General features: G+C 39.9%; 25 protein-coding genes. 8 read left to right on the plus strand and 17 right to left on the minus strand.

Going from position 1 to position 20,469, the window contains the following annotated elements; translation table 11 throughout:
- Positions 1 to 62: 62 nt before the first annotated feature.
- The 5 genes from NIS_RS08425 to mnmG all read right to left on the minus strand — a co-directional run bounded on the left by NIS_RS08425 (position 63) and on the right by mnmG (position 5,892).
- On the minus strand, positions 63 to 974 hold the full coding sequence (locus NIS_RS08425) for a c-type cytochrome (protein WP_012082953.1): 912 nt from the start codon (positions 972 to 974) through the stop codon (positions 63 to 65).
- Positions 974 to 2,371: a cytochrome b gene (locus NIS_RS08430; protein WP_012082954.1), complete on the minus strand. Its 1,398-nt coding sequence runs from the start codon at positions 2,369 to 2,371 to the stop codon at positions 974 to 976. Before NIS_RS08430 ends, NIS_RS08425 begins: the two co-directional genes overlap by 1 nt.
- Positions 2,372 to 2,380: 9 nt before the next feature.
- Positions 2,381 to 2,902 (minus strand): ubiquinol-cytochrome c reductase iron-sulfur subunit, encoded by a 522-nt coding sequence (petA, locus tag NIS_RS08435; protein ID WP_012082955.1) that lies wholly within the window; start codon positions 2,900 to 2,902, stop codon positions 2,381 to 2,383.
- Between the two features lie 76 nt (positions 2,903 to 2,978).
- Positions 2,979 to 3,857 carry a hypothetical protein gene (locus NIS_RS08440; protein WP_012082956.1) on the minus strand — a complete coding sequence of 293 codons (879 nt, stop codon included), beginning with the start codon at positions 3,855 to 3,857 and terminating at the stop codon, positions 2,979 to 2,981.
- Between the two features lie 157 nt (positions 3,858 to 4,014).
- Positions 4,015 to 5,892, minus strand: coding sequence for a tRNA uridine-5-carboxymethylaminomethyl(34) synthesis enzyme MnmG (gene mnmG / locus NIS_RS08445; RefSeq protein ID WP_012082957.1), 1,878 nt, complete (start codon positions 5,890 to 5,892; stop codon positions 4,015 to 4,017).
- Between the two features lie 108 nt (positions 5,893 to 6,000).
- Between mnmG and NIS_RS08450 the strand changes: the two genes are divergently transcribed.
- On the plus strand, positions 6,001 to 6,609 hold the full coding sequence (locus tag NIS_RS08450) for a riboflavin synthase (protein WP_012082958.1): 609 nt from the start codon (positions 6,001 to 6,003) through the stop codon (positions 6,607 to 6,609).
- A gap of 177 nt (positions 6,610 to 6,786) precedes the next feature.
- On the opposite strand, the gene NIS_RS08455 is transcribed toward NIS_RS08450, so the two are convergent.
- Complete coding sequence (locus NIS_RS08455; RefSeq protein ID WP_012082959.1) at positions 6,787 to 7,068, minus strand: DUF2325 domain-containing protein; 282 nt, start codon at positions 7,066 to 7,068, stop codon at positions 6,787 to 6,789.
- A gap of 257 nt (positions 7,069 to 7,325) precedes the next feature.
- Here NIS_RS08455 and NIS_RS08460 point away from each other — a divergent pair, with 257 nt between their 5' ends.
- Genes NIS_RS08460 through thpR form a run of 7 tightly spaced genes read left to right on the plus strand, consistent with a single transcriptional unit; the run spans position 7,326 to position 12,498 of the window.
- Positions 7,326 to 7,514, plus strand: a complete 189-nt coding sequence (locus NIS_RS08460; protein ID WP_041354066.1) for a hypothetical protein — start codon at positions 7,326 to 7,328, stop codon at positions 7,512 to 7,514.
- Positions 7,498 to 8,238: a transporter gene (locus tag NIS_RS08465; RefSeq protein ID WP_041354067.1), complete on the plus strand. Its 741-nt coding sequence runs from the start codon at positions 7,498 to 7,500 to the stop codon at positions 8,236 to 8,238. Before NIS_RS08460 ends, NIS_RS08465 begins: the two co-directional genes overlap by 17 nt.
- 51 nt (positions 8,239 to 8,289) lie before the next feature.
- Entirely contained in the window at positions 8,290 to 9,261 is a 972-nt protein-coding gene (locus NIS_RS08470) for an ABC transporter substrate-binding protein (protein ID WP_012082960.1), read from the plus strand.
- A complete protein-coding gene (locus NIS_RS08475) occupies positions 9,261 to 10,043 on the plus strand; it encodes an ABC transporter permease (RefSeq protein ID WP_012082961.1) in 783 nt (260 codons plus the stop codon). Before NIS_RS08470 ends, NIS_RS08475 begins: the two co-directional genes overlap by 1 nt.
- Positions 10,031 to 10,762 (plus strand): ABC transporter ATP-binding protein, encoded by a 732-nt coding sequence (locus tag NIS_RS08480; RefSeq protein ID WP_012082962.1) that lies wholly within the window; start codon positions 10,031 to 10,033, stop codon positions 10,760 to 10,762. Before NIS_RS08475 ends, NIS_RS08480 begins: the two co-directional genes overlap by 13 nt.
- A gap of 2 nt (positions 10,763 to 10,764) precedes the next feature.
- Positions 10,765 to 11,994 carry an NnrS family protein gene (locus NIS_RS08485; RefSeq protein WP_012082963.1) on the plus strand — a complete coding sequence of 410 codons (1,230 nt, stop codon included), beginning with the start codon at positions 10,765 to 10,767 and terminating at the stop codon, positions 11,992 to 11,994.
- Positions 11,995 to 12,003: 9 nt separating this feature from the next.
- The gene (thpR, locus tag NIS_RS08490) at positions 12,004 to 12,498 is read left to right on the plus strand and encodes an RNA 2',3'-cyclic phosphodiesterase (RefSeq protein ID WP_012082964.1); all 495 of its coding nucleotides are present in this window, start codon (positions 12,004 to 12,006) and stop codon (positions 12,496 to 12,498) included.
- Here thpR and NIS_RS08495 read toward each other — a convergent pair.
- From NIS_RS08495 to NIS_RS08545, 11 genes are read right to left on the minus strand one after another with little or no spacing between them, the layout of a single operon-like run.
- Positions 12,482 to 12,790 (minus strand): cupin domain-containing protein, encoded by a 309-nt coding sequence (locus tag NIS_RS08495; RefSeq protein WP_012082965.1) that lies wholly within the window; start codon positions 12,788 to 12,790, stop codon positions 12,482 to 12,484. The genes thpR and NIS_RS08495 overlap by 17 nt on opposite strands.
- Positions 12,787 to 13,371 (minus strand): AmmeMemoRadiSam system protein A, encoded by a 585-nt coding sequence (gene amrA / locus NIS_RS08500; protein WP_012082966.1) that lies wholly within the window; start codon positions 13,369 to 13,371, stop codon positions 12,787 to 12,789. The genes NIS_RS08495 and amrA overlap by 4 nt, the downstream gene beginning before the upstream one ends.
- Positions 13,361 to 15,133 (minus strand): GGDEF domain-containing protein, encoded by a 1,773-nt coding sequence (locus NIS_RS08505; protein ID WP_012082967.1) that lies wholly within the window; start codon positions 15,131 to 15,133, stop codon positions 13,361 to 13,363. Before NIS_RS08505 ends, amrA begins: the two co-directional genes overlap by 11 nt.
- A complete protein-coding gene (locus NIS_RS08510; protein WP_012082968.1) occupies positions 15,117 to 15,857 on the minus strand; it encodes a tRNA (5-methylaminomethyl-2-thiouridine)(34)-methyltransferase MnmD in 741 nt (246 codons plus the stop codon). The genes NIS_RS08505 and NIS_RS08510 overlap by 17 nt, the downstream gene beginning before the upstream one ends.
- Complete coding sequence (locus NIS_RS10250) at positions 15,858 to 16,154, minus strand: hypothetical protein (protein ID WP_012082969.1); 297 nt, start codon at positions 16,152 to 16,154, stop codon at positions 15,858 to 15,860.
- Positions 16,155 to 16,706 (minus strand): S-ribosylhomocysteine lyase, encoded by a 552-nt coding sequence (gene luxS / locus NIS_RS08520; protein WP_012082970.1) that lies wholly within the window; start codon positions 16,704 to 16,706, stop codon positions 16,155 to 16,157.
- Between the two features lie 8 nt (positions 16,707 to 16,714).
- Entirely contained in the window at positions 16,715 to 17,185 is a 471-nt protein-coding gene (locus NIS_RS08525; protein WP_041354068.1) for a hypothetical protein, read from the minus strand.
- The gene (locus NIS_RS08530; RefSeq protein ID WP_012082971.1) at positions 17,139 to 18,137 is read right to left on the minus strand and encodes a thiamine pyrophosphate-dependent enzyme; all 999 of its coding nucleotides are present in this window, start codon (positions 18,135 to 18,137) and stop codon (positions 17,139 to 17,141) included. Before NIS_RS08530 ends, NIS_RS08525 begins: the two co-directional genes overlap by 47 nt.
- 12 nt (positions 18,138 to 18,149) lie before the next feature.
- Positions 18,150 to 19,367: a 2-oxoacid:ferredoxin oxidoreductase subunit alpha gene (locus NIS_RS08535; RefSeq protein WP_012082972.1), complete on the minus strand. Its 1,218-nt coding sequence runs from the start codon at positions 19,365 to 19,367 to the stop codon at positions 18,150 to 18,152.
- A gap of 10 nt (positions 19,368 to 19,377) precedes the next feature.
- Positions 19,378 to 19,809, minus strand: a complete 432-nt coding sequence (locus tag NIS_RS08540) for a 4Fe-4S dicluster-binding protein (RefSeq protein WP_012082973.1) — start codon at positions 19,807 to 19,809, stop codon at positions 19,378 to 19,380.
- A gap of 10 nt (positions 19,810 to 19,819) precedes the next feature.
- Entirely contained in the window at positions 19,820 to 20,377 is a 558-nt protein-coding gene (locus tag NIS_RS08545) for a pyruvate flavodoxin oxidoreductase subunit gamma (RefSeq protein WP_012082974.1), read from the minus strand.
- Positions 20,378 to 20,469 lie beyond the last annotated feature (92 nt).

A 20,469-nucleotide genomic window follows, 5' to 3' on the forward strand; every position in this document is an offset into this window, starting at 1 on the left:
GTAATTTTCGAAAAAGGAGTTTAAAACAAAGAGTTTGTGGAAGGCCTAAGCCTTCCAGGGAATCAGTGGAGTTCTCTCCAGATTTTTTGTTTCCAAAGATATGCAAGGATAGCAAAAATCACAAAATATCCAAGGATCCAGATACCAAGATGATTTCGTTTCTCTTTTTTGCGATCCCCTACTTTTTCAAGATGCTCGATCACTTTCATAGTAGCTTCCTCGGTCAAACCAACACGAGGCATTGCCGTACCATGAAGGATCTTTTGCGGATCTTCAACAAAATCTCGGATGTACTCATGTCCTCTACTTCGAATATACATAGAGAGATCCGGAGGAGTCGTTCCAAGATATTTTTTCAAGTTCGCTTCATATTTAGCCAATTTCAACTCAAAATCGGCTTTTTCAACTTCATTTTTAAATTTCGGTTTTTCACCGATAACTGTCCAGCCGTCATATTTGAGATTGTGGCATCGTCCACACGCTACTTCAAACGCTCCTTTTGGAGTCTGTGGCTTCGCGATAGATTTGAGATACGCTACGATATCTGCCAAATCCTGATCGCTTCCGAAAAAGTCTGGCATCGGAAACGGTTTATTTTTATATTTGTGATCAAGTTTGAACGCGTGGACCGGATGCTTAATGAATGCTGCCAAAAACTTCTCATCAGTTACAGCGGCGATATTACTAAGATCCGGTGGATTCACACCGTAACTAGCACTTGCGCTCACCGGATCCATTGGAGCTGGAATTCCAGCGGCTTTGATAGAGTGACACCCCGTACATCCATTGTTCATAATAGCTTGAGCACCTTTTTTTGGATCGCCTTTGAGCTTAGGTGCTTTGAGATCCTCATACTTAAATGTTGCAGGTTCGTGATGAGGGTGCATTTTGGAGTGAGCGTACGGCTCGATTCCCCAATATGTAATCCCTACGAGAACAATGATAATCGCTAATATTTTGAGTTCTTTATTCATCACGCACCCCCTCTATTTCGTACCATCACAGGATTTAGGAAAAAGAGTAGATAGAAAATCACAAAGAGTGAAACGATGACAAATCCGTTTCCAAGCGCTTTTGTGTATTCCATATATCCTGCAACATAAAGAGCCAAAGTTACTAAGATTACAAACCATAGAAGTCCTGTTTTTCTCGCTGTCACTGCCGGAAGTGCAGCCCAAAGGGCCAAGAAACCGACTGCCGCAACATAACCGATGTATGCGTTGAACCCTGTTGGAGGAAGTTTTCCCCAAATGGTCAATACAATCATATCGATAACCATAAGCCAGAACCATACTTTAAAGCCGCCTCTTCTTGAAGCCGGTGCAACCTCGTCGTTTTTATCGAACCATGGCAAGAAAAAGAAGATCACGTTTGCAATACCAAAAGCGATAAGACCCATATCCATAGCACTCAATGGTCCAACATTGAAGAAAAATCCTCTTAGAACCTCATAACTCCACAAGAAGTACCACTCTGGATAGATGTGTGGTGGCGTCTTCATCGGGTTTGCCGGATCAAAGTTGATAGGATCCATCGCAAAGTCGTAATGATAGAACACCAAATAGAAGTAAAAAATCATAAAAACGCCAAGTACAAAGAAGTCTTTACTCAAAAAGACCGGCCAAAAAGGAATAACTTTTGACTCTTTTTTAAGTCCCGCTTTATATTTTTCCGCTTCTGCATCGAAATCGATCTCTTCCCCGTCTTGGTTGTTCACATGAGGAATTCGAAGTGTATAGAAGTGAAGACCGATAATCGCCATGATGATAAGAGGCATCAAAAGCACATGCAACATGAAAAATCGAGTGAGTGTAGGATCAGATACGTAGAAGTTCCCCCGAATCCAAACAACCAAGTCATCACCGATAAACGGAATACCACCAAAAAGGTTAGTGATCACCTGTGCCGCCCAGTAACTCATCTGTCCCCATGGAAGCATATATCCACTGAACGCTTCAGCACTGAACGTGACAAACAAAAGCATACCGGAAATCCAGATCATCTCTCGACCACGCTTGTAGGAGGCGTAGTAGATACCGGTAAACATGTGGATGTAAATAACCAAGAAAACAACCGATGCAGCAACAGCGTGCATATGTCGCCACAGCCATCCAAACCATACCTCTTGCATAATCGTATAGTTCACACTATCAAAGGCAAGCTTGGTATCAGGTTTGTAATACATCAAAAGAAAAATACCACTGATAAGCAAAATTGTAAACATGGTCATCAAGACCACACCCATCGCCCACAAAAAGTTGATATTTTTTGGAATCCAATATTCGGCCGCCAGGACTTTCCATAACTTGTCAAGTGCCAATCGCTGGTCGAGCCACTCGTAAACGCTATTTGCTTTCGTAAAATGTGCCATATCCGCTCCTTACGCTTTACCGACCATTTTTTTATACTCTGGACCCTCTTCACCAAGCACCAATTTCGTTCCTTCAATTTTAAAAGGAGGAATATCCATAGGTCTTGGAGGAGGACCGAACGTATTGACACCACATGCATCATATTCCCCACCATGACACGCACAGTGAAAAATCTTCTTGTCCGGTTCCCAAGAAGGGATACATCCAAGATGCGTACAAAGCCCAATCATCACAAGATACTCGCTGTCTCCCACTTTAACAAGACGTTTTTTTGTCTCATCAGGTATAGTGTGACAGTTCTCTTCAGGTGGCTTTTTGAGAATGAAGATAGGCTTTCCTCGCCATGTTACTGTACGTAGTTCACCCTCTTTCATAGGAGAGAGGTCTACTGTAGTAAATCCTGCTGCCATAACGCTTGGCAATGGGTCCCATGTACGCTTCATCGCATAAAGAGCCGCCAAACCGCCAGCTCCAGCGAATCCACCGAACACCATTCCAAGGAAGTCACGTCTGCTGTTTGCCATAGACAATCCTTTTATAGATTTTTGGTCAAGTAATTTTAATATACAAACATTTAAGAAAATATAAAATTAAGTTATCTTTTACTTAAGAGTTGCTTTTAAGATACTCTGATAGTCTCTTTGCCACTTTTTCGACACTAAGGCTTTGGAGATATGCTTTGTTTGGAACAGATGTGCTCAGAAGTGCCTCTTGAAGATGGGTAACATCGAAGTATCCAAGATTTTTTATCCCGGCTCGTTCGAGTATGGAGAGATACGCATCATCCTCTTTGGATTGTATATAGATCGTTTTTGCACCTGCTGCAACGGCCTCCAATGCACTTTGGGGAGAGAAAGAGAGGAACGTTCGTGCAGCCTGTATAAATTCCTGATACTCTTCATAGGAGTGATATGTTGTAAAAAAAGGAGCAAGTCTTTCTTCCATGTCGACAAAAAAGTAAAATCCCTCCAAAAACTCCATCTGAAAATCTTTTAATTTAGGAGCGATTTCAAGCATTCTCTTTTCATAGTCGCTATCTCCGTAAAAGAAAAGCTTATCGATCGATTTTTCACTGTCTTTAAAATAGACCATATCAACCAAGATGCCGTTGATGATGTTTTCTCCTACGATATAGGGAGAGATGAGTATTTCACCCACTTTTGGGAGATCCTTTGGATCATAGGAGATACGAATAAATTTCCCAAAATAATCGATCATCTCTTGATGGATCGCCTCGTTGTGTTCATCACTATCGTAGATGAGAATATCACCACGCTCACAGATGGTGCCTACGTTTCTAAAATCTTCAATCCCTACAGCCTTTTTAATCCCAAGCATCTGTTTTGCATAGGTGGCTGATCGAAACTCTGTAGTCATGAAATAGACCTCATATTCTTTTTGCAACTCTTTTGCCAGTGCAGCACTTCTTCGAAGTCGATCAAGTCCCGTTCGATTGTCGGTATGGGCATAAAAGTAGATTGTCATGATTTTTTTCCTTTTTAGAAAGTGGCTAATTAGAATGAAACAATAGCAAATTTTAACGAAACAAGAGCGTTAAAAAATTGCACTTAACCCGTAAGGCGCTTTAGCGTTTGCAAATTTTAGCTCTTGTATAGTGTTCAAAATTTGCTTTTTGTTGAATTTATTTAGTCACTCTCCTTTTTTGATGCATCTTGATATAGATATGTAAAATCTCGATTGCCGCAGGTGTGATACCGCTAATCTGACTCGCCGCAAAAAGCGTTGGCGGTTTGTGTGCTTTGAGTTTCTCTTTGACTTCATTGCTCAGTCCACTGATCGCATCGATATCGAGGTCTTCGGGAATTTTCACATTCATCAGTTCATGCATCTTTTCGATCTGCTCTTTTTGCATCTGAATATATTGGTGATATTTGGCTTCTATCAAAATCTGCTCTTTTGCTTCTTCACTGAACTCTTGTATCTCGGGCACCAATACCTCAAGTTTTTCCATGGTGAAAGTTGGACGAGCCACTACATTGACAAGAGCCGTTTTATCGGTTATTTTTCCTTCTTCAAGACTGCTCAAGAGTTCTAACGTCTCTTTGTTTGGAGTGATGAAACTGTTTTTTAACAGATCCAATCCTTTTTCAATCTGCTCTTTTTTCCTGATCATTTTCATATAGGTCTCTTCATCTACCAGGCCAAGTTTATGACCATATGGCATGAGACGAAGATCGGCGTTGTCTTCCCGAAGAAGCAGTCGAAATTCGGCCCTGCTTGTAAACATTCTATAAGGCTCTTTTGTCCCTTTTGTGACCAAATCATCGATCAATACGCCAATATAGGCTTCATCTCTGCCAAGAATCAACGGCTCTTGTTCTTTTATCGCCAAAGCCGCATTGATACCTGCCATCAATCCTTGAGCCGCTGCCTCTTCGTATCCTGTGGTTCCGTTGATCTGCCCGGCGCAGTAGAGATTTTTGATCGATTTGGTTTCCAATGTGTGTTTGAGTTGTGTGGGATCCACAAAATCGTACTCAATCGCATATCCGTACCGAACAACCTCAGCGTGTTCCAATCCTTTGACACTTCGTATCATCTCCAGCTGTACATCAGGCGGCAAGGAAGTACTCATACCATTAATGTAATACTCCGTTGCTTCAAGCGTCTGAGGTTCTACAAAGATGTGGTGACGCTCTTTGTCACGAAAACGATAGATCTTATCTTCGATACTTGGACAGTACCTTGGCCCGACCCCTTCTATCTGCCCCGTAAAGAGAGGAGCTCTGTGAAAATTGGATTCAATGATCTCATGGGTTCGTTCATTGGTATAGGTGATGTAGCATGGAAGCTGTGTGGGATTGAAACGTTTTCGATCGGTTCTGAAACTAAACGGAATAGGATTTTCATCACCCGGTTGCACTTCCATTCTGCTAAAATCGATGGTCTTCGCATCGATTCTTGCACATGTACCGGTTTTGAGCCTTCCAAGCCTGAGTCCCAGACTTTTGAGTGAATCGCTCAATGCATTGGAAGCAAACTCTCCGGCCCGTCCCGCTTCTTGTTTAATTTCTCCAATATGGATCAGCCCTCGCAAAAAAGTACCAGTAGTCACAATCACTTTTTTGGCATGGTACACGTTTTTGAGATTGGTCTCTACACCAACAACTGCATCTCCTTTGATGAGGAGCCTGTCCACCATCTCTTGCCGCACTTCCAGATTTGGAGTGTTGAGTACAATGGTTCGCATCATGATACGATATCTGTCCATATCGATCTGCGCCCTGCTTCCTCGCACAGCTGGACCTTTGGAAGCGTTGAGGATACGAAACTGAATTCCTGTTTTATCAGTGGTCAGTCCCATCTGACCTCCAAGAGCATCTATCTCTTTGACAAGATGCCCTTTTGCCAAACCTCCGATCGCCGGATTGCAGCTTGCAGCACCAATTTGCTCAGCCAAGATAGTAATCATCAGCGTTTTCATTCCCATACGGGCACTGGCCAGTGCCGCTTCGATACCGGCATGTCCTCCGCCAATGACTATTACGTCAAATTTCATACATTGCTCCGTTTTATCTTTGTTATAATTATACAAAACTTAAGAGAGATTAAACTTGCGACAAGATAGTATCAAAAATCTTCAAGAATTGAAACAAAAAGAGCTACTATGTTCACAGGCCTCATTCGAGAAATAGCAACCGTCTCACAATTTGACGGCAAACATCTGAGACTCAAAGCAAAATATAGACCTAAGATCGGTGATTCCATTGCCGTCAACGGTGCATGTTTGAGTGTAACGAAGCTCTACCGTGACGGCTTCGAAGTGGAACTCAGCGATGAAACAAGAAACGTTATCGCTTTGGAAAACTACAAAGAGCGCGTCCATATCGAACCGGCGATGCGTTTAAGCGACAGGTTGGAGGGACATATTGTCCAGGGACATATCGACACTCTCGGCACAATTATCTCTATTAAACCTGGAACCAACTCCACCGATTTTTTGATCAAAATTCCAAGAGAGTACATCAAGTTTGTCATCCCTAAAGGAAGTATTACTGTTGATGGCGTGAGCCTCACAGTCAACGAAGTCCACGAGGACTCCTTCAGGCTCACCATCATACCCATCACCCTCAAAGAGACACTCTTTGGCACCTATACTGTGGGACGCAGAGTCAATATCGAAACAGATATGTTTGCAAGATATCTTTTCCATCTTTTTAATAAAAAAACTTCTCTCAATTGGGAATTGATCGAAAGATTCCAAGCCCTATTCTAACAAAAAGAAAAAATTCCTCCTATTTTTTATTTATTGCATAAATGCTATTTATTTTTGAGTATTTATAGAAATATTTTCGTATTTGTTTAAACATGCTTTTTAACATTCACTCTCCTTTGTAAGTAATAAATTCTTCTATTTGTGCATATTTTTGAAATAAGAACAAAAATCATCATTTTACATTCTCATTACCGTTTGTATTTTCTTGATCAACTCATTTTTATTGTATTTTGAATAAACAGTAAGGATATTTCTCTTTTTTGCCTCTTTTTTAAAACTTTCCATTTTACTATGAGCCAGATATTCTGTAATAAAAATCACCATATCTATATCAGATGGTATTTTTTTGTGAAAATTTTTCTTTCTACAATCGAAATGTACTACTTTTGTTGCTCCCATTTCATAAAGAGTCGATTTTATATGCTTAATTTTATCTGCACCTATCAGTAAAACTCCCACAATACACTCCTTTAAAGATAATGAATATCGTTCTCAGTAATTATAAAGAAACTTTCTTGTTTGCGTCTTAAATTGATAACGATAATCAATTTAATAAACGATTAAGTTGGGCTGTAATATTATTTTGATAATTATTTTCATATTTCAAATTTCGAAGGAGATGAGATGACTGTAGGGAAAACAGATAAAAAAGCAAAAAAAATTCTTTTAGAAGCTTTGGCTATTTATATAATAAAAGCAAAAAATGGAGGCAACTAATGAATATAAGATTACTTACCATAATTCCTTTTATCTGTTCTTTTACTCTTTTTGCACAAGTCATCCCCGGTATCAACTCAAAAGACGGTGCTATGGTAGTACCAGAAGGCAAACTGAAAATGGCTATGAAACATATCTACTTTCAGCGAAAACATATGTTTGATGGCACACATGAAGTTACAAAATAAAGAAAACTTAGATGCTACAGCAAATATGACACTTTTGGTATTTCGTCATGGAATCATCAAAAATGGTGATATCCGTTTCGTGTTCCCCTATAAACAGGTTAAAGCAACTGCACAACTTGGAACCAATGATGTAGCAATTGACAATAGCGGAGTTAGCGATATAGCAATCATTGGAAAATATGTTTTGATGCCAATGAGACAATATGGCTATCAAGTAGCTATTGAAGCTGGAGTGAAACTGCCTACAGGTAAAACAGACAAAGGGTTTAAAAAGGCTCCTCCTTTTGCACAAAATATTGCTACACCATTGCCAACACAGCCTGGAACCGGTGGAGCTGAATATAAATTAGTATTAGGTTTTTCAAAAATGTTTGAACCTACCTGGAGAGTAGATGCCCATACTATGTATACTTATCGTCCAAAAGCAAAACATGACTATGACTTTGGGAATGAAATTACATTTGATATAGGAACAACAAAAGCAATAACAAAAAATTTTAATATAGGGATTGAATACAATTTCAAGTATAATTCTAAAACGAATATGGGAAGTGACACCAATCCAATGCTTCGCTCAAAACTCCCTTTTAAAGCCTTTAGCGGAAGCGCTGGATATATTACCCCTCAAATTGAATTTTTGCCATTTAATAAACCAAAACTGCATATAGGAGTGGGGGGTGAGTTTCTTAGCACACTACAATCTCAAAGAATATCAACCTCTTGAAAAGAGACGAGTTGTATTTCGTATTGGATATCTATTTTGAAAGGAAGAAAAATGTTGAAAAAGATTGTTTTATTTCTTGCAACTTTATTAATTGTAAGTGCCAATGATGCCAAACTGGATAAAATCGTCATAGCAGGACCTGCAGCTAATGTTTCGCATCCTATTTTTCGTATGATTGAAAGCGGTGCTTTGAAAAAGTATGCAAAAATGATTGAGTTTCGTCTTTGGAAAAACCCGGATCAGTTAAGGGCAATGATTATCAATAAAGAGGTTGATTTTGTTGCGGTGCCAACAAATGTGGCATCCATTTTATATAACAAAAATCAGCCAATTAAACTGCTCAATGTTTCAATTTGGGGGATTTTGCATATTTTAGTCCGGGATAAAAATATAAACACTCTTGAAAAACTAAAGGGAAAATCGCTTCTTGTACCCTGGCGAGGTGATATGCCAGATATTGTTTTAAGAGCCATTATGAAGCAAAAAAAATTAAGCAATAAAGATATCCATCTCATTTACGTTTCCAATCCGATGGATGCAGCAAGTCAGCTTATTATGCGCCGCCAAGACAATGCCCTCTTGCCAGAGCCGGCAGCATCGATGGTGCTAAGAAAAACCCACTCTTTTCCAGTTAGCATCATTGCGCCAGAGCTTTATCGAGGAATAGATTTACAAAAAGAGTGGGCAAAGGCTTTTAAAACAGAAGCTAAAATTCCACAAGCTGGAATAGCAGTCATTGGAGAGATGAGAGAAAACAAAGAAGTCATTAAAGCTTTTGAAAAAGCGTATGAAAAAGCTATGCAGTGGTATAAAAGCCATCCAAAAGAAGCAGGAAAATTGGTTGTAAAATATGTAAAGATGTTTACGCCTGAAGCTGTGGCGGACTCCATTAGCCATGTAAAAATGCAAGTAGTTCCGGCAAAAGAAGCAAAAAAAGATATTGAATTTTTCTTTGAGAAACTCAAAGAGCAAAGTCCAAAGATTATTGGCGGGAAACTTCCTGATGAGGAGTTTTACTACTGATGGACGCACTTAAAAAAATCATCAAAGATTTTCCCAAATTCCTATGGGGCGGCTGGGGCTCCATAGCTGCGATTTTTCTTTTTATCGCTGCTTGGGATGTGGGCAATCAGATCTATGGAGATATGATCTTGCCCTCCCCTTTGCAAAGCTTTCAAACTGTATTGGAGCTTTTTAAGGACAAAGAGTTTTTAGACAATCTCTCTATTACCATCGATAGAGTCATTGTCGGATTTGGACTTTCGCTTACTATTGGAACGATCCTTGGCTTGATAGCCGGTTTTTTTATCACTGCCTCAGTTGCAAGCCGACCAATTATTACAATCTTAATGGGAATGCCACCGATTGCCTGGATCGTTTTGGCAATGATCTGGTTTGGCATGGGTGATATGACGGTAGAGTTTACCGTATTTGTAGCATCAATGCCGATAGTATTTATTGGAGCCTTGCAAGGAACCAGGACATTAGAGGATAAATTTGAAGAGATGGCAGATACTTTTAAAGTGCCAAAACTGATGAAATTTACCGATATCTATCTTCCTCATATCTTCTCATATATTTTTCCCTCTTGGGTAAGCGCCCTTGGAATGGCTTGGAAGATTGTTGTGATGGCTGAGCTTTTGGCTACAAGTGACGGAATTGGCGCAGCTTTGGCGATGGCTAGAAGTCAGCTTGATACAAAAACAGCTCTTGCACTTGTTGTCATTATGATTGCTCTTTTGATGATTGTGGAGTATATCTTTTTGGAACCTATTAAAAAAGAAGTAGAAAAATGGCGAGATTAAAGGTAGAGCATCTGACATTTTCTTTTGGGTATAAAACAATTCTTGAGGATATCAGTTTTGAGATACATGAAGGAGAGGTAGTTTCAGTTGTAGGTCCTAGTGGCGGAGGAAAAACAACGCTTCTTAGACTATGTGCGGGTCTTTTGGATAGACAAGAAGGAACCATTGAAAATAGCTTCAAAACCCAGGCAATCGCCTTTCAAGATCCAAGACTGCTTCCATGGAAAAATGTGCTTGACAATATCGCTTTCGGTCTGAAGGCTCAAGGAGTGCCTAAAAAAGAGCGTATAAAAAGAGCAAAAGAGATTGCTTTGAAGTTTGATTTGGAAGAGGATGATTTTGAAAAGTTTCCAAAAGAGCTTAGTGGCGGAATGAGTCAAAGAGTCTCCTTTGCCAGAGCCCTTGTAACAAAGCCCAAGCTTCTCTTTTTAGATGAGCCCTTTTCTGCTTTGGATATTGGTCTCAAAAGGGAGCTGCAAAATCATTTGATTGAACTCATTACAAAAAAAGCAATTACGATTTTTTTCATAACCCATGACTTAATGGAAGCAGTGAGACTGAGCGACAAGATTTTTGTGCTCGAACCAGATCCTGGCAGAATCGTAAAGACCTTTACACTCGATATTCCACAAAACAAAAGAGATGATATGTATGTGTATAGCAAAACTGCAAAACTGCTAAAAGATCCTTATATTATTGAAACATTTGAGCTGGAGTAAATATGGCAGCAACGAAACATTACGAATCATATCCCAAAGGGAATATCCCCATATATCTTGCCTATGGATTTCGCCCGGCGTTTTTACTGATGCCTCCTTATATGATTCTTTCCATCATTCTTTGGGTACTTTACTACAACGGCTACATTGCTTTGCCATTTATTGCAGATGGCATGAGTTGGCATGTGTATGAGATGCTTTTTGGGGTTGGATTTTTAGGAATGACTGCCTTTATTCTCACAGGAGCTCCCGAGCTTTTTCCAGGAACCGTTCCGATCGTTGGCAAAAAACTGGCCGCTCTTTTTGGGCTTTGGATTGTAGGAAGAGTTACATTTTGGCTAATGGGAGTTATTGGAGTCTATCCGGCAGCGATTGTCAATATCATTCTTTTTGCATGGCTTACGATATTGGTAGCAAAACCGATCTTCAAAGACCCAGCAAAACGCCATGTCAGTATCGCTTACACTTTCATAGCTGTGCAGATTATGCAAATCTGGTTTTTTTTAAGTGTTGCTGGAGTTGTTGAAACAGATCCATTAGATATTTTAAAGCTCTGTCTTGGAGTTTTTTTGGTTCTTATCATTCTTGCGCTTCGCAGAGTCAACACAGAAGCTGTTAATGAGATTTTAGAACATGAAGGGTATGAAGAGATCTTTTTTGCACGGCCTCCAGCATACAATCTGACGATTTTTATGATAGCTCTTTTTAGCGCACTTGAGTTTTTCTTCCCACAAAACAGAGCCTTAGGCTGGGTTGCTTTAGGCACAGCCAGTGCCGCTTTGGCGATTTTAAATGATTTTATCAACTATGAAGAGACAAACATTCTTTTTAAAAAACTCATTTTCTCATTGGAGCTTATTCCAATTCTCATAGCAATTGGCTATGGACTTATTGGCTATAACTATTTAAGCGGAATGAAGCTATTTAACGGAGATTTACTTCATATGCTCACAACTGGTGCTTGGACACTTTCGTTTTATGTGGTTATGATTGTCGTTACGATTGTCCATACCGGAAGAGACATTGCAAAAGCAAGAGATTTTCTTATCTGTTTAGGTACTCTATCGATAGTAATTGCAGCAATCTTTAGAAGTGCTGTTGCTTTTTATCCTGAGAATGCACAACTACTTTATTTTGTCTCTACTCTTTTTTGGATAGCTCCCTTTATTTTATATATAGTGCGATACAATAAATGGTTATTGAGCCCAAGAGCTGATGGACTTCCTGGATAAGGAAATAGTATGAGACTTTTTTTAGGCTCTTTTGCGACGATCAACTATTATGGACTCATCAAGGAAAAATTCTCATTTGTAGAAGGCAAATGGGTTGAGAAGCATAATATCCATCTTACCTATCTTTTTTTGGGAGATATACCTACACCACAACCTATCATAGAGAAACTTGAAGGCATTGCCAAACCTGAAAAAAAGATAGGTATGAATCATCTTGGCTTTTTCGGTCATCCTCCAAAAATTCTTTTTGCCAAAACGATGGAAAAATCTTTGTTTGAGCTCCATCAAGAAATCATTTCCAGGCTCGGTATAAAACCCAAAAAGCCTTTTATACCACATGTCACTTTATGCAGAATCAAAAAAGTACATAACTTTGATAAATTTCTTCAAAACATTCGCCAAATGGAGGGCAATCATCTAGGATCAATTGAGCCAAAACTCCATCTTATTCGTAGTCATTTAACCCCAAAAGGCCCGATTTACAAAATCATTCACACTTTTTAGGATCATAATGCACGGCAAGCCACAACGCTCCTTTACTCACACTTGTTAATGTATGAGGAGTATTTGCCGGGATCACAAGGGTATCCCCTGCCTTTAAACAAAACACCTCCTCTCGCATACGCAAGGTGGCCTCACCTTGTAAAAGAACAACCCATTCATCTCTTTCATCACAAAACTTTTTCTCTTCTTTCAAAGAGGCACTGACAATGCGAACGATCTCCAAAGATCCCCGTTTATAGAGAGTCGTAAATGTTTCATCTTCCTTGGGAAGCTCGTATTCAAACAGATTCACCCTTGAAAATCCTCTTCACTAAACTTTTCTACCTGATAGACAAAAATTTCAGGATGATAAGCAAGGCAATTTGCAGGCAATCCCGCTTTCATACAAAGATGGGCAAAAAACTGATCAAAATCATTCAGCTCCTCCCATACCTGAGGTAAAAAAGTAGCTTGTCTGCCGTCCAGTTTTAGTACAACTCCATCGATGCCCGGCCTGATTTTTGCCCGTAAATCCTCAATATCACGATATTCCAGAGGTTTTGGTTCACTCAGTAGCGAGATTTCGATAGTGATTTTATCAAACTCTTCCGGGCTCAAAGGGGGAAATCTCGGATCACCAAACGCTGCAGCTTTTGCATTTTCGATCAAATCATCGATGAGTGGCCTATGAGCTACAAGAGATCCTATACAGCCTCTCAGTGAGCTTCGCTCATTTATCGTTACAAAAACGGCTCCCGGTTTGGCAAGCTCTGGATGCATTGCAATGAGTCTTTGTTTGACATCGTCGTTTAACTCTTTATGGCCCATAAACTCCTCTTTAATCGCAATGCGTGCGATATTGAGCATAATACGTTTTAACTGATCACTGATCATCTTCTACTCCTTTGTAAATCAAGCGATTTCTTCCGCTTCTTTTTGCTTCATACAGCGCTTCGTCTGCTCTTTTGAACGCCTGTTTAAAACTCTCGTATGGTTTATATTCCGTTACGCCTATACTGATTGTAACAGGTTTTTTCAGTTTTTGCGCAGGGTGTGATGCAAAATATCTCCGTATGGACTGCAATATGAGCAAAACTTTTTCTATACTTCTTGTTTTCATTACAATCAAAAACTCCTCTCCACCGATACGAAAAACATAATCTTCGCTTCGAAGCCTCTTTTTTATCGTTTGAGCCACAAATTGCAAAACCTCATCACCTGTATCGTGTCCAAATTCGTCGTTGATTTTTTTAAAATGGTCAATGTCCACCAAAGCAAGAATGAGATGCTCATCTTTTCTTTTGATTCTAAGTATATTGTGTATGATATCTTGTAAAAGGGTTCGATTGTATACTCCGGTCAACGGATCTTTATAGGCAATCTCTTGCAGCTCCTCCATGCTCCTGTATGTATCGGTTATATCAAGAAAAACGGCTACGCAATCATTCTCTTTTATCTTTTTGCCAATTACTTGAAAAAAGTAGCGTTTATCCATAATATCAATCTGCAGGATACACTCTTTTGTTTGGCATATTGTATCGATGAAATGCTTCCAACTCATCATCTTTCTTTTTCCATCTTTAAGAATGTATACCTGCCATTCATCGCCAAAACTCTTTTCAACATCTTCCAGATCGCTTTTTCCAAGATAGTCAAAAACTGCACGATTGATATATTTAACTTTGTATCCTTCAAAAATGATAATCGCTTCTTTGAAGTTATCCAAAATCTCATGATAATAGTCTGCTTGATCTTTGACAATAGAGTATTTCGATTTTTCGTTGAAATAGATCAACAGGATAAAAGTAAGTATAAGAAGGATATTTTCAAGTGCAAGCTTTGGTGTTACAAAATCCAAAAAGAGTTTATCCAAAGATGTGGAAAAAAGGATCCATCCATGCACGAATCCTTCTCTATCTTTGATCGGGTAACGATAAAAAAGATGGAACCAGTGGATAATCGGTGTTTTCGAGGTTATAATGTTTTCTACTCCAATCTCCTTCAAATCATCAATAAACTCTTCACTCCATTCAAGGTTTAAAATCTTGTAATTTTCTATATGATGGGGTAGACGTATCGATTTGCTTGCGATATCTTTATCCAACACGGCAATCGAATCGACACCTATCTTTTTCAAATTTTTACTGATAGAGTTGAATTGACTTTCAACGGCTATATAGCCTATCGTTTCTAGATGTTTATTGTAGTCTGTCACTGAAGCGTAGGAGATAAGATGCAATCCTCTACAATCAATCCATGTATCGTTAAATACCGGTTTTTTCACATAAAGCGGTTCTGTCATTTTTTTATACCGTTTTTTAGGGACAGGAGAAAAGATAATGTTCCCATTGCGATCGATAACGTAAATTTTTATATTCTTAAATTTGGTAAATTTCCTGTAATAGAATGGAAGTTGTTTGAAATAGAGAAAGTCTTCGCGAGTATGTATATAGTTTTTTGCATCGCTACTTTGTGCTATCGTGATAGCCATGGTCGAAGTGGCATTGAGTTTATTCTCGATCTCCGCATCAATTACCTTGGTAATTTCACTGGTAAATCTTTTGATAAAAAACTCTTGAAAAGAGGCAATATTCAATACAATAAGTATGACGAAAAGAATCAAAAAAAGATAGTAGAGTCTATGCTTCTTCCACATCGCTATCTCTCAAAGGTCGTGAAGTGGAGCGCTTCTGTTTCAAAGCCATATCCACTTTCGGCAAATCAAGCTCTTTCTTACTCGCTATGGTCATTTTTTTGATATTTTCAAAACTTTTTTCATAGATGATAAATCCCGCCTCCCACAAACCGAGACGAACCGGAGTGGCGATGGAGTATGTGGTAAGAATGCCCTCTGCACTCATCGCTTGATACAATTCTTGAAAATACTCCAGGGTCCACAACTCCGGATTTTTCTTGGGGCTGAAAGCGTCTTGATAGACTATATCGATATCTTTGAGTTTTTTAATATAGGATCTTGCATCCCCTTTAAACAGTTCCAATACAACAAGAGGGAGTTCGACTTTTCCATTTTGGATCAATTGTTTCAAAATATCTTTATAGCGTTCAAGCTGTTTGGGGTAGTGAAAGGAAGGAAGCTGATTTAAAAGATTTTCATCCAGTTCAGGAGAATAAATGGAAATGGATTCGACTCTGTTTTGATGCAAAAAATAGTCAAGCGTAGCCAATGTATTGATACCGAGGCCAAAACAGATATCCAAAATATTGAGATGCTTTTTTTCCGAATATGAAAATGCGGGTAGAATATGTTTTTGAAGCGCTTCTGTTAGCGCTCCATCATGGATATTGTGATAGCACTCGTCATACTCTTTGGAATAGAGCGTAAAGCTGCCATCAGCAGTTTTTTTTAATTCATAATCCATCTACACAATCTCATCTAGTTCCCGAAACATCATCGCTTCTACAATCTCTTCGATACTCATTCCTTTTCTTGCAAGCAATGCTCTTGCTCCCAGATCAAAGGCCTCATCCAAATTATCGTTTTTATCCGGAGAAACAATATAGTCAAACAGCTCATTCTCAAACGTAGGTTTCTCGTGGATTGCTTCGATTTGCATACCTTCACCAAGTTGTACGAAAACAAAGGTGTGTGCCTCTGTCACGGTAGAGATTTTTGAGTCTTCTCCTGCAAACTCCTTTGTTGGAACGACGATCAGCATCTACTCTCCTATGATGCGAACACTGCTTGGGTCTACATCACATTTGTGGATATCGATGGAATGTAAATCGAGCTTCAACTCTTTATTATCCATAATACCTATCCCGTTTTCTACGATATGTTTGGCAATTTTTTGGGCTTCATTGAGTGAATGCATATAGCAGCTACCGCATTGATAGACATTGAGTTCCGGGATCTCTTCTATGCTTTTGAGCGCTAAAATATCGCGCATACTTTTTTCCCACGCTTGCGCTACATCCAGTGCACTGGGTCTTCCGATGACACTCATATAAAATCCGGTCCGACATCCCATCGGTGAAATATCGATAATTTCAACTGTATCAGAGTTGAGGTGATCCCGCATAAAACCGGCAAACAGATGCTCTAAGGTGTGTGTTCCTTTAACACTCATAATCTCTTTATTGGGGTGACAAAATCGAAGGTCATAAACGGTAATCTCATCACCTTTTGGTGTCTGCATCTCTTTGGCGAGCCGAACTGCAGGTGCGGGCATTTTCGTATGATCTACGGTAAAACTCTCAAGTAGTGGCATTATTTTCCTTAATCAATTATTGTATTGTAATCTAAACTTTTTGCTTCTATCACATTTTGAACAGCCGCTAAAATAACGTTATCTTCAAAATTGCTGCATGCAGCCCCAATAGAAGTTTTCCCTACTGACTCGCTCTCTATGGAAAACATCAGTTTATTTGCAAGTATAGAGTAGGAATCTTCTCTATTGGAAAAAAAGACAACAGCATAATGGTGCTCATCGATTTTCATAAAACTATCCGCACAGCGGATGTTGGAAAGGATAAGATGTGATATGTCGTCTTGTGATTCATGATAGATTAGCAAAATACAGTAGGATATATCATATCGTGAACCGATACATTCGAACCGTTTGACCTCTTGTTCCAATGATGCCTTTATATGCTGAAAGAAGTTTTCGCTATTCATCATCATATATGAAGAGGAGAAGGATTTATACTCCTGCCTCTTCTCTTCTTTGTAGATATTCCCATCGCGCATCCACAGCTTTTTGCCATAGATCGATAATGTGTCTGTTTTCCGGTTTGAAAAGGTGTCGAAATCTTGGTTGTGCTGCAAGATACTCCTCTACCGGTATCTTGTTTTTTGGTCTATATGTGATGTTGAGTTTAGTACTGTAGATGATTCCATGCTCGTCACGCTCATTGATGATTTCATACAATGGCCATACACAGCTGTCTACGCCAAGATCACTCACTTCGATCGTATCTTCTGGAGCATGTTTCCACTCTGTCGTACAAGCACTTTGCGCGTTAATGTAAACAGGACCATACACCTCGAAACCTTTTTGCACTTTCTTGACCAAATCTTTCCATTTGCTTGGACTCACCTGCGCAACATATGGTGCACCATGGTCTGCCATGATTTCTACCATGCTCTTTTTCATCATTTTCTCACCATAACTTACACTTCCGGCCGGACTTGTCGTAGTACTTGCGCCGATCGGCGTAGAAGAACTTCTCTGTCCTCCAGTGTTTGCATACACTTCGTTATCGAGACAGACATACATAAAGTTGTGACCTCGTTCAAAAGCTCCACTTAAAGACTGAAAACCGATATCGTATGTTCCACCGTCTCCAGCAAATGCAACGATTTTAGGCTCTCTACCTTCCTCAACCATTTTCTGTGTAGCTGGTGGGAGTTTTCCTTTTTTCTTCATCACTTCATAGGCTGCACTGACAGTTGCAGCTGCGACAGCAGCATTCTCAAATCCGATATGGATCCAGCTCACATCCCAACTCGTTTTTGGGTAGACTGCCGTACACACTTCTAAACAACCGGTAGCAGTCGCTACGATTACAGGATCATCCGTTGCATTCAAAACTTCTCGAACGATAATGTTATGTGAACATCCTGGACACATCAGGTTTGCACCTTCAAACCTGTCATTTGAGAGTGAAAACTCTTTTAAGTTTTTAATCTTTTTTACCATCTCTTCCCCCTCTTAATAAAACGATAGCTTCGGACCTCTAAGTCCCAAGAACTGTTGCAATGGCACAACTACCTCGCCAGCTTTCGCACACTTGTCAAGATCTTCATACACACCTTTAAGCATATCAATTGTAGTATCTCGTCCGCCAAGTCCATAGATGTAGTTGAGCACTATCGGCGATTTTCCATGTGCAAGCATAGTGGCACTGATTTCGTTGAAAAGTGCACCAAATGTTCCACCAGGAGCACTTCTATCCATAGCTGCTACAGCCTTGACATTGTCCAGAGCTTGTGCAACCTCTTTAAATGGGAATGGGCGAAGAACTCTTAAACTAACGACTCCAGCTTTAATCCCTTGTTGACGCATCTCGTCAGCTGCGATTCTCGCACTCTCAACTGTCGTCCCAAGCGCAAAGATAGCCACATCCGCATCATCCATTTTATAGGTATATACAAGATCATATTCTCTGCCGGTTCTCTCTTTAAATTCATTGAAAACTTTTTTGATCGTATCAAATGAATTCATCAAGTCGTTATGCTGTCTCGCTTTGTGTTCAAAGTGCCAATCCTCTTCCGTTTGCACACCGTGTGTTACAGGATTTGCAACATCGAGCATGGAATTAACCGCCTTATACTCTCCTACGAACTCTTGTGCTTCTTCATCTTGAAGGGGTCGTACGTTTTGAGCAGTATGAGAACAGATAAAACCGTCTTGATGTACCATCACAGGAAGTCGGACATTGAGATCTTCACCGATTTTAAAAGCCATCAAGGTCAAATCATAGGCTTCTTGCGGATTGTACGAACACAGATTGATCCATCCGGCATCCCGACCAAGATACATATCGGAGTGGTCCCCGTTAACGTTCAATGGAGCCGCAAGCGCACGATTGACAACCGTCAAGACAATAGGAAGTCGCATCCCGCTTGCTTGATAGAGGACCTCTACCATGAGCGCAAAACCTTGTGAACTTGTCGCGGTAGCTGCTCTTACCCCTGCAGCACTTGCAGCGACACAACCACTCATTGCTGAGTGCTCAGACTCAACCATGATAAATTCACCATCTACATATCCATCTGCCAAAAACTTGGAGTAGTTTTGAACAATCGGTGTAGAAGGAGTAATAGGATATGCAGCCAATATATCGACTTGCGCTTGTCTGAGCGCATGGGCGGCTGCCATATTTCCATCCCAAACCTCTACTTCATTTAATTCATACTTTTTTGCCATTTGCTATCCTTTACTTCTTCTCTTCTTTTTTCGGCCACTGAGCCAGTGCTTGATCGTTTTCCATATGTTCAGGAAACATCAAAAGCGATTTAGGATTTGTTGGACACACCTCTACACAGATACCGCATCCTTTACAGTGCTCATATATAATTCCGATCATCTTCTTGTCACGGCTCAAAATGGAGATATCGGGACAAAATACCCAGCAAAACTGACAGTCGATGCAGAGATCTCGATTGTATACAGGTTTCTCCACACGCCAATCACCTACTTGCCACTCATGAGAGTTTGTGGGAGCGTAAGGCCGTTCGTCTAACGGAACCTCAACCACATCTTCTACAGGTTCAGTAAAAGAAAAGAGTGCAGCTCCAGGAATCAGCTCATCCCATCCAAGATCTTTTATCTCTTCTACGTCTTTAATCTCTTTTAAATCTTTTGCCATCGCCTATCCTTTAGTGTACTTCATTATATGCTCGCTCAATAGCGGCCATATTCGCATCAATAATTTTTTGTGGGAATTTAGAAAGCACTCTTTTCATAGCCTCTTGAAAATAGTCCAACTCGAACATTCCGGACACTTTCATCAATGCACCAAGCATTGGGGCATTTGGAATTGCCCGGCCGATAGTGTCAAGAGAGATCTGCATACAGTCGACCACATAGACATCTTTTCCTTCCAATTTTGGCTGAGACTTGATAAGTTCTTCCTTGGAAAGGTGTGTTGTGATGATATATTTTGTCGACTCTTTTTCATTTGCTGTAATGTCAGCTGTATAGGTGAGTCCCGGGTCAATAACCAAAACATAATCCGGTCTCATAAATTTTTCATGATTGAGAATTGGTGCATCATCGACTCTGTTGTATGCCGTCATAGCAGCACCCCGTTTTGCTGAACCATAAAAGGCAAAAGCTTGAACAAACTTTCCTGTATTTGCCACAACGTCAGCCAGCCCCTTCGCTCCAGTAACAGCTCCCTGTCCCGCTCGGCTGTGCCATCTGATTTCTAACATAGTAGCTCCTATTTTTTGCTTATTTGAGATTTGTTACCAAATTGTAATCAAGCACATCTTAAATCAATATTAGAGTCTATTATCTCCAATAT

The organism is Nitratiruptor sp. SB155-2 (assembly GCF_000010325.1).
GTDB lineage: Bacteria > Campylobacterota > Campylobacteria > Campylobacterales > Nitratiruptoraceae > Nitratiruptor.

Excerpts from the sequence above, each read along its gene's own strand:
- NIS_RS08470 (WP_012082960.1), top strand. The coding sequence starts at position 8,290 with ATGTTGAAAAAGATTGTTTTATTTCTTGCAACTTTATTAATTGTAAGT.
- NIS_RS08475 (WP_012082961.1), top strand. The coding sequence starts at position 9,261 with ATGGACGCACTTAAAAAAATCATCAAAGATTTTCCCAAATTCCTATGG.
- mnmG (WP_012082957.1), bottom strand. The coding sequence starts at position 5,892 with ATGAAATTTGACGTAATAGTCATTGGCGGAGGACATGCCGGTATCGAA.
- NIS_RS08465 (WP_041354067.1), top strand. The coding sequence starts at position 7,498 with ATGAAGTTACAAAATAAAGAAAACTTAGATGCTACAGCAAATATGACA.
- NIS_RS08460 (WP_041354066.1), top strand. The coding sequence starts at position 7,326 with ATGAATATAAGATTACTTACCATAATTCCTTTTATCTGTTCTTTTACT.
- NIS_RS08440 (WP_012082956.1), bottom strand. The coding sequence starts at position 3,857 with ATGACAATCTACTTTTATGCCCATACCGACAATCGAACGGGACTTGAT.
- thpR (WP_012082964.1), top strand. The coding sequence starts at position 12,004 with ATGAGACTTTTTTTAGGCTCTTTTGCGACGATCAACTATTATGGACTC.
- luxS (WP_012082970.1), bottom strand. The coding sequence starts at position 16,706 with ATGCCACTACTTGAGAGTTTTACCGTAGATCATACGAAAATGCCCGCA.
- NIS_RS08535 (WP_012082972.1), bottom strand. The coding sequence starts at position 19,367 with ATGGCAAAAAAGTATGAATTAAATGAAGTAGAGGTTTGGGATGGAAAT.
- NIS_RS08510 (WP_012082968.1), bottom strand. The coding sequence starts at position 15,857 with ATGGATTATGAATTAAAAAAAACTGCTGATGGCAGCTTTACGCTCTAT.
- NIS_RS08485 (WP_012082963.1), top strand. The coding sequence starts at position 10,765 with ATGGCAGCAACGAAACATTACGAATCATATCCCAAAGGGAATATCCCC.
- NIS_RS08430 (WP_012082954.1), bottom strand. The coding sequence starts at position 2,371 with ATGGCACATTTTACGAAAGCAAATAGCGTTTACGAGTGGCTCGACCAG.
- NIS_RS10250 (WP_012082969.1), bottom strand. The coding sequence starts at position 16,154 with ATGCTGATCGTCGTTCCAACAAAGGAGTTTGCAGGAGAAGACTCAAAA.
- NIS_RS08530 (WP_012082971.1), bottom strand. The coding sequence starts at position 18,137 with ATGGTAAAAAAGATTAAAAACTTAAAAGAGTTTTCACTCTCAAATGAC.
- NIS_RS08480 (WP_012082962.1), top strand. The coding sequence starts at position 10,031 with ATGGCGAGATTAAAGGTAGAGCATCTGACATTTTCTTTTGGGTATAAA.
- NIS_RS08505 (WP_012082967.1), bottom strand. The coding sequence starts at position 15,133 with ATGTGGAAGAAGCATAGACTCTACTATCTTTTTTTGATTCTTTTCGTC.
- NIS_RS08540 (WP_012082973.1), bottom strand. The coding sequence starts at position 19,809 with ATGGCAAAAGATTTAAAAGAGATTAAAGACGTAGAAGAGATAAAAGAT.
- NIS_RS08545 (WP_012082974.1), bottom strand. The coding sequence starts at position 20,377 with ATGTTAGAAATCAGATGGCACAGCCGAGCGGGACAGGGAGCTGTTACT.
- NIS_RS08425 (WP_012082953.1), bottom strand. The coding sequence starts at position 974 with ATGAATAAAGAACTCAAAATATTAGCGATTATCATTGTTCTCGTAGGG.
- NIS_RS08525 (WP_041354068.1), bottom strand. The coding sequence starts at position 17,185 with ATGCGCGATGGGAATATCTACAAAGAAGAGAAGAGGCAGGAGTATAAA.
- NIS_RS08450 (WP_012082958.1), top strand. The coding sequence starts at position 6,001 with ATGTTCACAGGCCTCATTCGAGAAATAGCAACCGTCTCACAATTTGAC.
- amrA (WP_012082966.1), bottom strand. The coding sequence starts at position 13,371 with ATGATCAGTGATCAGTTAAAACGTATTATGCTCAATATCGCACGCATT.